General features: G+C 66.6%; 12 protein-coding genes and 1 pseudogene. 4 read left to right on the top strand and 9 right to left on the bottom strand.

The annotated features are described in order from the left end of the window. Window positions 1–2,549: cation-translocating P-type ATPase (locus AC07X6_RS26640; protein ID WP_494792946.1), on the bottom strand; the 2,549-nt coding region annotated here is incomplete at its 3' end. A 190-nt stretch (window positions 2,550–2,739) separates the two neighbouring features. Between AC07X6_RS26640 and AC07X6_RS26645 the strand changes: the two genes are divergently transcribed. After that, window positions 2,740–3,522 carry a universal stress protein gene (locus AC07X6_RS26645; protein ID WP_494792947.1) on the top strand — a complete coding sequence of 261 codons (783 nt, stop codon included), beginning with the start codon at window positions 2,740–2,742 and terminating at the stop codon, window positions 3,520–3,522. 4 nt (window positions 3,523–3,526) lie between these two features. Here the strand turns inward: AC07X6_RS26645 and AC07X6_RS26650 are convergent. From AC07X6_RS26650 to AC07X6_RS26665, 4 genes and pseudogenes are all read right to left on the bottom strand, one after another. Next, window positions 3,527–3,769: pseudogene (locus AC07X6_RS26650) on the bottom strand (transposase); the annotation flags it as partial. 281 nt (window positions 3,770–4,050) lie between these two features. Beyond that, window positions 4,051–5,046 (bottom strand): zinc-dependent alcohol dehydrogenase family protein, encoded by a 996-nt coding sequence (locus AC07X6_RS26655; protein WP_494792991.1) that lies wholly within the window; start codon window positions 5,044–5,046, stop codon window positions 4,051–4,053. A 36-nt stretch (window positions 5,047–5,082) separates the two neighbouring features. Then, entirely contained in the window at window positions 5,083–5,511 is a 429-nt protein-coding gene (locus tag AC07X6_RS26660) for an Hsp20/alpha crystallin family protein (protein WP_494792948.1), read from the bottom strand. A gap of 48 nt (window positions 5,512–5,559) precedes the next feature. Beyond that, complete coding sequence (locus AC07X6_RS26665; RefSeq protein WP_494792949.1) at window positions 5,560–6,006, bottom strand: Hsp20/alpha crystallin family protein; 447 nt, start codon at window positions 6,004–6,006, stop codon at window positions 5,560–5,562. A 313-nt stretch (window positions 6,007–6,319) separates the two neighbouring features. Between AC07X6_RS26665 and AC07X6_RS26670 the strand changes: the two genes are divergently transcribed. Next, window positions 6,320–6,787, top strand: a complete 468-nt coding sequence (locus tag AC07X6_RS26670) for a pyridoxamine 5'-phosphate oxidase family protein (protein ID WP_494792950.1) — start codon at window positions 6,320–6,322, stop codon at window positions 6,785–6,787. 43 nt (window positions 6,788–6,830) lie between these two features. On the opposite strand, the gene AC07X6_RS26675 is transcribed toward AC07X6_RS26670, so the two are convergent. The 3 genes from AC07X6_RS26675 to AC07X6_RS26685 all read right to left on the bottom strand — a co-directional run bounded on the left by AC07X6_RS26675 (window position 6,831) and on the right by AC07X6_RS26685 (window position 9,927). Next, window positions 6,831–8,522 (bottom strand): bifunctional aminoglycoside phosphotransferase/ATP-binding protein, encoded by a 1,692-nt coding sequence (locus AC07X6_RS26675; RefSeq protein ID WP_494792951.1) that lies wholly within the window; start codon window positions 8,520–8,522, stop codon window positions 6,831–6,833. 126 nt (window positions 8,523–8,648) lie between these two features. Then, entirely contained in the window at window positions 8,649–9,086 is a 438-nt protein-coding gene (locus AC07X6_RS26680; protein ID WP_494792952.1) for a universal stress protein, read from the bottom strand. A gap of 166 nt (window positions 9,087–9,252) precedes the next feature. Continuing rightward, a complete protein-coding gene (locus AC07X6_RS26685) occupies window positions 9,253–9,927 on the bottom strand; it encodes a lipid-binding SYLF domain-containing protein (protein ID WP_494792953.1) in 675 nt (224 codons plus the stop codon). 384 nt (window positions 9,928–10,311) lie between these two features. Here AC07X6_RS26685 and AC07X6_RS26690 point away from each other — a divergent pair, with 384 nt between their 5' ends. Then, entirely contained in the window at window positions 10,312–10,986 is a 675-nt protein-coding gene (locus AC07X6_RS26690; protein ID WP_494792954.1) for a nitroreductase family protein, read from the top strand. Window positions 10,987–11,049: 63 nt separating this feature from the next. Continuing rightward, a complete protein-coding gene (locus AC07X6_RS26695; protein ID WP_494792955.1) occupies window positions 11,050–11,568 on the top strand; it encodes a flavodoxin family protein in 519 nt (172 codons plus the stop codon). Between the two features lie 143 nt (window positions 11,569–11,711). On the opposite strand, the gene AC07X6_RS26700 is transcribed toward AC07X6_RS26695, so the two are convergent. Continuing rightward, window positions 11,712–12,371: a BON domain-containing protein gene (locus AC07X6_RS26700; protein ID WP_494792956.1), complete on the bottom strand. Its 660-nt coding sequence runs from the start codon at window positions 12,369–12,371 to the stop codon at window positions 11,712–11,714. Between the last annotated feature and the right edge of the window lie 175 nt (window positions 12,372–12,546).

The following is a 12,546-nucleotide window of genomic DNA, read 5'->3' on the forward strand; positions in this document are numbered from 1 at the left end:
GGCCTGGCAGCGCCCCCCGCGCCGGCGGAAGCCGGCCCATAGCGCTTGAGCAGCGCGCACCATGCCAGCGCCAGCAGCGGCACCAGGCAACAGAACGCCAGCGCCGCCAGGCCCGGCACGGCAAAGGCGAACAGCTGCCGCAGCGCGGGCACGCCTAGCACCAGCAGCAACAGCAGCACGCAGGCGCCGCTGATCCAGGCGAAATATGGATTCGCGCCTGCGGCTGGCGCCCGGCGCAGAGCGGCGGCGCGGCGGTTGGCGTGGATCAGCGCCAGATTCGACAGCGCCAGGGCAAGGAAGACGGCGGCCCTCACCGCATCGTCGGACTGGCCCGATACACGCATGTATGCGCCCAGGCACAGCAGCATGGCCAGCAAGCCGGCGCCCTGCAGCACACCGCGCAGCAGGATGTCGCGGCAAAACAGCGGCTGGCCCGGTGGCCGTGGCGGCCTGCGCATGGCGTCGTCGTCGATGGGCTCGGCCTCGAAGACGACGGAACAGGCAGGGTCGATGATCAATTGCAGAAATAGTATATGCACGGGCAACAGCAGCAACGGCCAGCCCAGCAGGACAGGCAGTATCGACAGCCCCGCGATGGGTACGTGGATGGCGACGATGAAGACGATGGCCTTGCGCAAATTTGCAAACAGGCGCCGGCCATGGCGCACGGCCGTCAGCAGCGATGCAAAATCGTCCTGCAGCAAGACCAGCGCGGCGGCCTCGCGCGCCACGTCGGTGCCGCGCGCGCCCATGGCCACCCCGATATGCGCCGCCTTGAGCGCAGGCGCATCGTTGACCCCGTCGCCCGTCATGGCGACGATGTCGCCGCGCGCGCGCAAGGCTTGCACCAGACGCAGCTTCTGCTGCGGCGCGATGCGGCAGCATACCCGCACCTGCGCCAGGCGCAACGCCAGCGCGGCGTCATCCAGGGCGTCGAGTTCAACACCCGTCAGCGCTTCCCCGTCCGTGGCAATGCCGGCCTGGCGCGCCACCGACAAGGCGGTGGCGGGATGGTCGCCTGTGATCATCACCACGCGCATGCCGGCATCGCGGCATTGCGCCACCGCCGCCGGCACTTCGGGGCGCACGGGATCTTCCAGCGCCAGCAAGCCAAGGAAGGCAAAATCAAAGTCGTGCTGATCCGATGGCAGCGGCGGCGCGGCGAAGGCGGCACCCGCCACGCCGATGACGCGCAAGCCTTGACCGGCCATGACGGCCACCTGTGCCGCGATGGCCGCACACTGCGCAGTGTCCAGGTGGCACAGGTCCATGATGGCTTCCGGGGCGCCCTTCGCGGCAATCACGTAATCTTGCCGCCCCGGCGAGCGCCACACGCGCGACATGGCCAGCATGCGCCGCGACAGGGGATAATCGTCGACCAGGGTCCAGTCGCCATGCAGGTGTTCGGTGCCGGCCAGCAAGCGCGCGCCAGCCGCGCCGATGGCCGCTTCCATGGGATCGAAAGCTTGCCGGTGGCTGGCCAGCACCGCATATTCGAGCAGCCGGTGCAACTCTTCGGGCAAGGCTGGCGCCGGCGCCGGGCCGCACGCATGGCGCGCCTGCGCCGACCACAGCTGGCACAGCTGCATGCGGTTGCAAGTCAGGGTGCCGGTCTTGTCGACGCACAACACCGTCGTGGCGCCCAGCAGTTCGATGGCCGGGATGCTGCGCGCCAGCACGTGTGCGCGCGCCAGCCGCCAGGCCCCCAGTCCCAGGAACAGGGTCAGGATCACCGGCAGTTCCTCCGGCAGCAGCGCCATGGCCAATGTCAAGCCGGCCAGCAGACCGCGCAGGGCGTCGCCGCGCAGCCACCAGTAGGCCACGCCCAGCGCCGCCGCCAGGCCCAGCGCGCCGATGGCCACCGAACGCACGACGCGCCGCGTTTCCTGCTCCACTGGCGTCAGTTCTCCCCCCAGCGTGGCCAGCGAGGCGCCGATGCGCCCCAGCGCGCTGTACGTGCCCGTCGCGCTCACGGTGCCACTGGCCGTGCCCTGCGTCACCAGCGTGCCCGCGTACACGCAGCCGTCGGGCCCCGGGCTGGGGTGGTTGCGTGGCGCAGGCTGCTTCATGACGGGCGCCGCTTCGCCCGTCAGCATCGATTCGTCGACCATCAGGTTGGAAGCGGCGAGCAAGGTCACGTCGGCCGGCACCCTGTCGCCTTCGGCCAGCAGGAGCAAGTCGCCGCGCACCAGTTCGCGGCCGGCGATGCGCGCCTGGCGGCCGTCGCGGATGACCAGCGCGCGCGGGCTGGACAAGTCCCGCAAGGCCGCCAGCGAGCGCTCCGTGCGCGCACGCTGGACATAGCTGATGCCGATGACGAGCAGCACGAAGGCCAGCAGCATGAGCGCCTCCTGGCGGTCTCCCAGCAGCAGATACACCATGCCGCACGCGACCAGCAGGAGCAGCATCGGCTCACCGACGATCTCGGCCAGCAGACGCCAGCGGCCCAGCGGCCGCGCAGCGGGCAATTCGTTCGGGCCATCGGCGGCGAGGCGCGACGCCGCCTCGGCGCTGGTCCAACCGGTCGTTTCCTCTTGACGCAGTGGCATGGCACATCTCCGGCAGCCGACAGGCTATGGCGCAGAACACAAGGCTACCATGGATCGCGCCCGGCGAACGGCACGCTGGCGCGGCGGTGCCGCCAGTACTTTCCGCCAAAGAGGCCAATACATGATGCAGATCAGACGCTGGCCGCAGGCGCCTGCTAGGCTGGAAGCCTACCTGCACAGGGAGCACAGCATGCCCTACAAGACTATCGTGGTACACGTGGATGGCGCGGCCCGCGCCCGCGAACGCATCGCCGTGGCGGCACTCGTCGCAGGCAGCCAGCAGGCCCACCTGGTGGGCGCCGCCACGCAAGCGGCGCGACCGGAAGCCAGGCCAGCCGTGCTGGAAGCGCTCGACCGCTTCGAGGCACAGGCCCGTTCCGCCGACGTGTCCCATGAACGCCGCCTGAGCGAGCTCGACACCGCCAGCAACCTGACCCTGCAGGCGCGCTATGCCGATCTGCTCGTGCTGAGCCAAGGTCATGCGAACGACAACGAAAAAGGCGCAAGCGAACATCTGCCGGAATATGTGGCGTTGTTTGCGGGCAGGCCCGTACTGGTGGTGCCGCACGCGGGCAGCTACGCGCATGTGGACCGGCACGCGCTGGTGGCCTGGGATGGCAGCCGCGCCGCCACACGCGCCGTCAGCGATGCGCTTCCCCTGCTGCGCGCCAGCCAGCTCGTGACGGTCGCCGTGTTCAATCCGGAACGCGAACATGGCGTACACGGTCCCCAGCCGGGCGCTGACATTGCGCTGTTTCTTGCGCGTCATGGCGTGCAGGTGGAAGTCCTGCGGCAAAGCACGCCGCCTGACCTGCCCGTGGGCGAGGCCCTATTGTCGCTGGCCGCGGGGCACAATGCCGACCTGCTCGTGATGGGCGCGTATGGCCACCCGCGCTGGAACGAAATCCTGCTGGGCGGCGTCACGCGCACCGTGCTGCGTTCGATGACTTTACCCGTGCTGATGTCGCACTAAGAGCTTATTTCAGTAGGCCAGCAGCACGCCACGTAATCACGGCACAGGCGATATGCAGAAAGGCGAGATAGGTCGTGGCGAGCTTTTCCCATCGGACCAGGATGCGACGGAAGCGGTTCATCCAACTGGGCGTGCGTTCAACAACCCAGCGTCGCGCACGGAAACTTGCCTCTCGTTTCATACGCCACGCCTCCTCGCCACGCGCGTGCAGATGGAGGGTAAAGCCGAACTGGGCGACCGTTCCCCGGGTAATGTGAATTTATAGCAAACACAAGCTGCTGCGATGCAAGGCGTCCGCCGCGACTCAGTGCGCGCACTGCTACCGGCAGGCAACGCCGCAGGGCCCCGCTTATGAAAGTTGGAAAGCACCATCATTTATTGGGGTTACTTGCCAGCCATTCCTTGCCTGGGCCGATCATTCTATGCCCGTGCTGACGTCGGACGGGCAGCCCCATTCCATTGCGCCGCGCATTCCGTGTCGGCGTGCCCATACACGGGCCATGGCCCGCCCTCCTCAGGCGCGCCGGTTCATGTGTGCCAGTCCGGCAACAGCACCAGCGCCCCGTCAACCATGCCACTACGCAAGGTTGCCAGCGCACGATTCGCTTCGCTCAAGGGACATGTCGTCACCGACGTGTGCAACGGCAGCCTGGCGGCAAGGTCCAGAAAAGCCTCGCCGTCGGCACGGGTCAGATTGGCCACGGAGCGCACGCAGCGTTCCTGCCATAGCAGCGCATAGGGAAACGATGGAATCGCCGACATGTGGATGCCGGCGCACACGACGGTGCCGCCCTTGACGCAGGCCGACAGCGCGGCCGGCACCAGGCTGCCGAGGGGCGCAAAGATGATGGCGGCGTCCAGCAACTGCGGCGGCGCCACGTCGCTGCCGCCGGCCCAGGTGGCGCCGAGCGACAAGGCGAAATGGCGCGCGCGCGCATCGCCGGGCCGGCAAAAGGCATACACCTCCCTCCCCTGCGCCAGCGCCACCTGGGCAACGATGTGCGCAGCGGCACCGAAACCATACAGGCCCAGGCGCCGGCCGGCACCGGCCATGAGATAGGCGCGATAGCCGATCAGGCCCGCGCACAGCAACGGCGCCGCATGGGCGTCATCGTAGCCCGACGGCATGGCAAAGCAGTAGCGCGCGTCGGCGAGCGCAAACTGCGCATAGCCGCCATCGCGGTCGTAGCCGGTAAAGCTGGGCCGGTCGCACAGGTTCTCGCGCCCCTGCCCGCAGTATGGGCAGCTGCCGCAGGTACCGCCCAGCCAGGGCACGCCCACGCGCTGGCCGATGCCGAAGCGTTCGACGCCAGCACCAGCCTGGACAACCTGCCCGACAATTTCATGCCCAGGTATCAGCGGCAAGCGGTGCGGCGCCAGGTCGGCATCGACGATATGCAGATCCGTGCGGCACACGCCGCAGGCCAGAACCCGCAACAGCACCTCATGCACGCCGCATACTGGCACTGCTACTTGCACCGCCCGCAATTCCTGGCCTGGTCCCGGCCACTGCATGGCCAGCATGCTGTCCGGCTGCATCATTGGCGCCGCCTGGCAAAGTCAGCGTACCGTCAGGTACTTGCCGCGGCCATCCGTCTTTTTCGGCAGCGTCAGTTCCAGGATGCCATGCCGGTAGCGCGCGGTCGCGGCACGCTCGTCAACCGCCTGCGGCAAGGTAAAGTAACGGTACTGCGGTTCCCGCTGGCGCGTACCGGGCGCCGCGCCGGCAGCGCCACCCTCGGCATGGATCGATACGGCGCTACCGTCGATCTCCACCCGCAGTGCCTCCTTGTCGTAGCCCGGCATCTCCGCCGTGACCTGGTAGGCATCGTCCGCTTCCGCGATATCGAGCCGGAAATTGCGCCGTTTGTGCATGGCACGCAATGCGTGCGCGAGGCGCCAGCGATGAAGCCCCTCTTCCATGCGTGCCCGGGTCGGCAAGCGCCAATGCCGCGCAAGCGGTGTGATACGCTGCAATATGCTGGCCATGCTTTGCTCCTGTTAACGACATCGTGCGGCTCGCGCAAGCATCTGACGTTATTGTATTTGCAAAGTCCTGCTGGCACCGCCCGCCTTTTTTGGCAGGGTCAGTTCCAGGATGCCGTCCTGACACCGGGCTTCCGCCTTGCTCTCGTCGACTTCGTGCGGCAGGCTGAAACTGCGGTACTGCTGTCCGTAGTACCGCTCGCTGCGTACCATATTGCCGTTTTCCTGGCGCTCTTCCTTCTTTACTTCCGCGCTGATGGACACCTGTTTGCCGTCGATGGCCACCTTGATGTCTTCCTTCTGCACGCCAGGCACTTCAGCCTTGACGACATACGCCTGGTCCGATTCCGACATATCCAGGCGCATGCGTGGCGCGGCATCGGCCGTGCGCAGGCGCGGCAATGCCGTGTATTCCTGCAGAAAATCATCCAGATCCCGGAACGGATCGAACCGGGCAAGCTCGCTGAACGGATTCAATGACATCAAGCTGTTGGCCATGTCTGCTCTCCTGAAATGCAGTACTGCCGCCTGCGCGGCTGGAGAGACCTCTCCGGCAGGGGGCGCGCACGCGGACGACTTCCCCATCTTAGAAGCCGCTGGCAGGCATCGCATGACCTGCATCAAACGAAACGCCTTGATATTGCACAAACACCAAAATGAAAAACAGCACCTGCTTTTGTGTCCGATTCAAGATTCTGGCACGCCAAATGCGCATTGCCTGATACCGATCAACGTGCATGCATGCGCGCCGGCCGCAATCGGATTATGGTGGACGGCATGGCCCGACAGACCGGGCTCACGGAGCGACACCATGCGACTGAACCACAGCACCCGCGATTTCATCCTGCATCTGATGCGGCTGGTACCCGACATGACCCTGGCCACCGTGCGGCCGGACGGCTACCCGCACGCCACGACCGTCAGCTATGCCAACGACAATCTCACGCTGTACGCCGGCGTGGGCCTGGGCAGCCAGAAAGCCTGCAACATACAGCTGAACAACAAGGTATCGCTGACCATCACCCGGCCCTATGCGGATTGGCAGCACATACAAGGCTTGTCGATGGGCGCCACGGCGCGCATCATCGGCGAACGCGACGAGGCGGAGCACGCGTCCGCTTGCCTGCTGCGGCGTTTCCCGCAGATCAGGGAAATGATGGCGGGAACGGAAGCCATGCCGTGGGCGGGCGCCATTTTCCTGCGCATCGACCCGCGCGTCATTTCCGTGCTCGACTATCAAAAAGGCTTCGGCCACACGGAATTGTATGAAATAGACTGAGGCCGGAAGGCAGCGGGCGGCTGCCGCAGCGGCGCCAAGCCCGTCATGCCGGCGGAGCCGGTTCCGCTGGCGGGTCCGAGGCAACGCCGATGGCGGCGCCGCGCTGCTGCAGCGCCTGGCAAAGCCGCCGCAGCAGCGCCGCCAACGCGGGGCCGTCGAATCCGGCGTCATTGCATATCTCGACCGCATCCAGCGCCTCATCCGGCGGCAATGCCTGCACGCCGGCTGCCAGTTGATGGGCCAGCACGCCAGGGTCCGCATCGGAAGGATCCTGGCCGGCACGGGCGCGCTCGCTCAGGCGCGCCAGCAGCAGGGGCAGCGGTGCGCTCACGTGCAGCAGCAGGAAAGGCGCCTTGCAGCGCCGGGCCAGGCGGCGAAATGCCAGGCGCCAGGCGCGCTCCGGAAAGGCGGCATCGACCAGCATCGTGAAACCGGCCTCCAGACCCCGTTGCGCCAGCCGCGCGAGCTGGCGGTAAGTGCCGCTATTGCTGGCGCGGTCATACATGCCTTCGCCAGGCGCAAACCGGGTGCGTTCCGCCACGTTTGCCCCGTACAGCCGCTTGCGCTCCACATCGGAGCGCAAACGCACCGCCGCCAACGGCTCGACCAGCGCATCGCATAGCCAGGACTTGCCGCTGCCCGACAGCCCATGCGCGATCAGCAGCGCCGGTGCAGCCGGCCTGGCGCAAGCATGGGCGTATGCCAGATAGCGCGCCGCCTGCGCCTGCGCCGCAATGCGGCCAGGCTTGCCTGGCAAGGCGCGCAGCAAGGCGACCTTGCAGCGCACGAGCGCACGCTGCACCCGATAATACGGCAGCACGGCCAGGCAGCCATAGTCGCCGCCGCGCTCCAGGTAGTCATTCAACAGCCGGGCTGCCAGCCCTCCCCATCCCTGGCACTGCAAGTCCATCCAGAGGAAGGCCAAGTCCTGGGCAACGTCGATCCAGCGCAAGGCGGGATTGAATTCGATGCCGTCAAACGCGACCACCTGCCCTTGCAGCGTGAGGATATTTCCACAATGCAAATCCCCATGGCATTCGCGCACCCAGCCACCGGCCTTGCGTTGCGCAAACACGCGCGCCAGGGGCTGCTCCTGCGCCGTCAGCCAGGCGGCCACGTCAGCAAGCGAGGCGCGCTGGTGCGGGTTGTTCAACACAAGGGCAATGCCGGCCAAGTCCTCGCGCGTGCGCGCGCCGATCAGCGCGGCGCGCCCCCACGGCTGCTCACGGCCGGCGCGCGGCGCGGCGGCATGAAAATCGGCCATTGCCACGGCAAAAGCGCTGGCCTCGGCGGCGCCAAGCTGCCCGGCATCGAGCCGCGCCTGCCACAGCGCCGACTGCGCGAAGCGGCGCATGCGCACGGCGGGCTCCAGCACCGCGCCCCGTCCGTCGATGGCGGGACAGGCGCGCGGACCGGTAATGGCGCTCACGCCCAGGTACAAGGCGGGCGCCAGGCGCCGGTTCAAGCGCAGTTCCTCTTCGCAGGCAAAGTGGCGCGCCGCCAGGCTGCTGTAATCGAGGACATCGCGGCGCATGGCCTTCTTGAATTTATAGGCCAGATCACCCGCCAGCAATATCCAGGAAATATCGGTCTCAATCAGCCGTACGCGCGACGCCACCGCCTCCAGCCGGCGCGCCAGCCGCTGCAGCAGCTGCGACTGTTGCAGCGCCGCCCGGGCCAGCTTCCGGTCGGCTGGCGGTTCTGGCGACAAGCGCGCATCTTCACTGGCATTCAATGGTGCGGTCCTCATGCAAAACGACAGTGCGGCGGCCCGCCGGCAGCGCTGCCGATGCGCCGTTGTCCCACCTCGCTGCCTTCCTGTGGCAGCAGGGGAAGCGGCTTGCCACTGCCGGGCAATGTCTCAGCGATAAACGAGAACCGGCAACTGACTGTGGGTCAGTACCTTCTGCGTTTCACTGCCCAGCAGCATGGCCCGCACGCCGCGCCGGCCATGCGAGGCCATGGCAATCAGGTCGCAATGCTGGATGCACGCCGCCTCGATGATGGCAAGGTAGGGATCGTCGTGCTGCACGACCATCGTCTCGTAGACCACGCCTTGCGCCCGGGCGCAGGCGGCCACCTGCTCGATGCAGGCCCGGGCATGCGCCTGGCTATGCGCGGCGTAGCTTTCGGGTGTATCGCGCAGCATGTCCGCGTCCGTACTGAGTACATGGAAGGGGCCCAATACGTGCAAAACCGTCAGGCGCGCACCACACTCTTTCGCGAACGTGACGCATGGCGTCATCGCCGCGCGGGACGGACCTTCGCCGTCGGTGGGAAACAGGATATGTCGAAACATGGCTACTCCCTGATGACTGACAACGCTGGCGGCAACGCCGCGCATGCGCGCCGGACGCGTGCTCCGCATCGCCCCACTCTTGCCGCATCACCCCGTGCGACGGCGCGATCAGGCCGTCCGGACGCTCCAGGTATTGCGGGCGAATCGCACACATGCGTCCCGTGTGCTACCTGGCGACGGTGGAAGCACTGCCCAGCGCCTGCTGTAAAGGCTGGGCCTGCGGATTGCTGACCGTGCCAGCGGCAATATCCTGGGGCGACAGCGTACGTCCGTAATAGGCGTTGGTCATGGCCTGGTTGAAACGGATATCATTGAGGCCCACTGTCACGACATCGCCAAACAGCCCCTTCGATGCGCTCCAGGCCACCACATCGCCCGTACCCGCCGTACCTTGCGCCAGCTTGCTCCAGTTGACGACGGTCAGGCCGGCATCGGCGCTCAGCGAAAAGTTGTTCTTCTTCATGAACTCCTGCACCGCCTTGTCATTATTGAGCACCATCGCCATCGGGCCGCCTTCGATCCCCGCCTGCAGGCCCACCGTCAGGCCGCCCATATTGTAGAAAGCGGGGCCGCTCCAGCTGCCATCCGCACGCTTGAGCAGCAATAGTCCGGCACCGCCATGCGCGCCGACACCGAGTGCCGCCCTGCCATACGAAGGGATGATCAGCACGCCCTTTGCCTGCTGCAGCAGCTGCTTCATGCGCGGCTCCGCATCGAGCTGGCGCACGACGGCAAGGGCGTCCGTGACCCGCTGCGCCGCCGTCTGCGCCGATGCCTGGCCGGACTGCGCCGGGGTGGCGGCGCGGTCCGCCGTTTGCGCCGCGGCGCCAGCGCCGAGCATGCCGGCAAATCCTGCAAAAAGCCATACCAAGATACCGTTCCGAATACGCATACATCCTCCTGTTCTTCTTGCCTGCGGCGGTGCGCCATTTGGCGCGGAAGTCCCATGTTAGGACGGCGTGCCACGACCGCCTTGAGGCACGACAAAGGCAGGCGAATGAAACGCGCGTAATTTGATATGGAATAAGACGGTCATTGCTCAGTCTGGCATACCAACGCGCCGCGCGGCCATCCGGCGCCCGGGCACGCCATCCGGACGGCGCCGCCCGGAATCCCGCGCGGCGCGCAAACGGCGTGAACTCTTTTGCCCCGCGCCCGGTCGTACTCATATCCGGCGTTTCACCGCCGCCAGCCGCCAGGCACCCAAACCGGGAGGGAAGATGTCATGCTCGAGGAAACCAGCCTGCTGGGCAGCGATCCGCTGCTGCATAATTTGCCGCTTGACGACGCGCAAGGCGTACTGACGCCGCTGAGCGAGTCGCTGCTCAGTGTAATGAAACAACGGCGCAGCGAACGCCGGTTCTCGCCCCGCAGCGTGCCCCTTGCGGTGCTGGCGCAACTGCTGTGGGCCGCATCCGGCGTGAACCGCCAGGAGACGGGACAGCGCACCGCCCCGTCGGCGAAGAACTGGCAGGAGATCGACATCTATGTGGCCCAGCAAGACGGCCTGTTCCTGTTCGAACCTGCCGCCGGCGCATTGCGCCAGCTGGGCCAGCGCGACGTGCGCGCGGCAACGGGCTGGCAAGACTTTGTGGCCCAGGCGCCCGTCAACCTCGTGTATGTCGCCGACCTGGCCAGAATGGACCATGCGCCCCGCTGGGAGCAAAAATTCTATGCCGCGCTCGATACGGGCTACATCAGCCAGAACGTCTACCTGTTCTGCGCCGCGCAGGGCCTCGCTACCGTGGCCCGCGCCTGGGTGGACCGGCCGGTGCTGGCCCACGTCCTGGGGCTGCGGGAAACCCAGCGCATCATCCTGGCCCAGACGGTGGGTTTTCCTGGCCCCGCGATGCCGGCGCCGTCTACAGCCGATAAACGCGCGGACGGTATGGCCGGCTGAAACGCCGCGCGCCATGCGGGCATGCAAGCACGCCATCAGAACCTGTCCATCGAGGAGAAGACCATGAAAAGCTGTCTGATCGTATACTTTTCACGCACGGGCGTGACCGCGCAGGCCGCCCAGGACCTGGCCACGGCATGCGGCGCGGACCTGGAAGCACTGCAGGCGCTGCGCCCCTACCGCAAGGCAAGCGGCTTCCTGCGTGCCGGCTGGGAAGCCGTGTGCCGCATTCCGGCGCCCATCGCCGCCGCGCAACGGCATCCGTCCGACTATCCCTTCATCGTGCTGGGAACGCCAGTCTGGGCGGGTCATATGAGCGCGCCCATGCGCAGCTACATTGAACAGCAGCGCCAGCATTTTCATCGCGTCGGCCTGTTTTGCACCATGGCCGGACGGGGTGGCAAGGACGCGCTCGACGAAATGGCCGCGCTATGCCACCGGGAAGCCATTGCCAGCTTGTGCCTGCGCGAAGATGCGGTGCGGACAAGCCACCATCTTGAACAGATAAGGACTCTGGCAGCGGAACTGGGCCGGCTCGGGCAAGCCCCGCCCGCCTTCGCTCCCGGCCTGTCGCCCATCTAGGCATGCACCTGGCAAACGGCGCAATACCACGGCACAATACCAACGCAACAAACCATCCAGTTGCGCGGCAGGTAGTGGCCGATGCTCAAGCGAATGGAGCGGCAGATACGCCGCTGCATGCGCCGTTTCGCGATTGCCGGCGGCTATGCCAGCGTTGGATTGATTTTGACGTGGTTTTCCACTTCCGTCACACCGGGGGCATTCCAGGCGGCTTTTTCCGCATCCTCGCGCTCTACCCACGAGCGCACATTGCCGCTCAGTACGACGCGCGGGCCATGCGCCTCGACCGTCAGGCGCGCGGCGTCGACGGTGGCGCTACGCTGGAAAGCCGAAATGATCTTTTGCCGTACTTCGCCAGCCGAGGCACTGGGCCGCAAGCTGATCTGGTTGACGACGCTGCGCACGCCGCGCACATTGTGCACCGCCTCCTCGGCCCGCTGGCGCTGGTAATTCCACGCCACCGGTCCCTCCAGCCGCAGCACGCCATCCTGCACCACCACCTTGATCGCCTCGGAGGAACTGGGCAACTGCGCCTTGAGAGCCGCCACGGCATCGCGCGCGATTTCGGGATCGGGCCGGGCCTGGCCTGCCAGCCTCACCTCGATATCATTGGCCACGCCAGCCACCCCGGCCACGCCCTTGACGCAGCGTTCGGCGCGCATCTTGTCGCCGAAGCTGTGCGCGAAGCCCGTCAGCGTGACCACGCTGTCCTTGACCGCTACGCCAATATCGCCGGCGCTGACATCCGCCGCCCAGTCCAGTTCATGCTCGACATTCTTTTTGACTTCACTATCGCTCAGCATACCCACCTCCGTTAACCAGTTGATGTTGGCCTTGCCATCCCGCCAGGCCGCGAGGTACTCCCATCAGCATAAGAACCGCCCATCTGCCACGCTTGATGCACGTCAATCGTGCGGCAGGACGGCGCCACTCGCCACATCAGGGGACACGCGGCGCCTCACATGCCCCGGCGCGGCG

It is taken from the genome of Janthinobacterium sp. GW460-12-1-14-LB5, from assembly GCF_059423585.1.

What these genes read in the sequence shown, in the direction of transcription:
- AC07X6_RS26670 (WP_494792950.1), top strand. Translation starts at nt 6,320, where the DNA reads ATGCGACTGAACCACAGCACCCGCGATTTCATCCTGCATCTGATGCGG.
- AC07X6_RS26680 (WP_494792952.1), bottom strand. Translation starts at nt 9,086, where the DNA reads ATGTTTCGACATATCCTGTTTCCCACCGACGGCGAAGGTCCGTCCCGC.
- AC07X6_RS26655 (WP_494792991.1), bottom strand. Translation starts at nt 5,046, where the DNA reads ATGCTGGCCATGCAGTGGCCGGGACCAGGCCAGGAATTGCGGGCGGTG.
- AC07X6_RS26645 (WP_494792947.1), top strand. Translation starts at nt 2,740, where the DNA reads ATGCCCTACAAGACTATCGTGGTACACGTGGATGGCGCGGCCCGCGCC.
- AC07X6_RS26685 (WP_494792953.1), bottom strand. Translation starts at nt 9,927, where the DNA reads ATGCTCGGCGCTGGCGCCGCGGCGCAAACGGCGGACCGCGCCGCCACC.
- AC07X6_RS26665 (WP_494792949.1), bottom strand. Translation starts at nt 6,006, where the DNA reads ATGGCCAACAGCTTGATGTCATTGAATCCGTTCAGCGAGCTTGCCCGG.
- AC07X6_RS26695 (WP_494792955.1), top strand. Translation starts at nt 11,050, where the DNA reads ATGAAAAGCTGTCTGATCGTATACTTTTCACGCACGGGCGTGACCGCG.
- AC07X6_RS26700 (WP_494792956.1), bottom strand. Translation starts at nt 12,371, where the DNA reads ATGCTGAGCGATAGTGAAGTCAAAAAGAATGTCGAGCATGAACTGGAC.
- AC07X6_RS26660 (WP_494792948.1), bottom strand. Translation starts at nt 5,511, where the DNA reads ATGGCCAGCATATTGCAGCGTATCACACCGCTTGCGCGGCATTGGCGC.
- AC07X6_RS26690 (WP_494792954.1), top strand. Translation starts at nt 10,312, where the DNA reads ATGCTCGAGGAAACCAGCCTGCTGGGCAGCGATCCGCTGCTGCATAAT.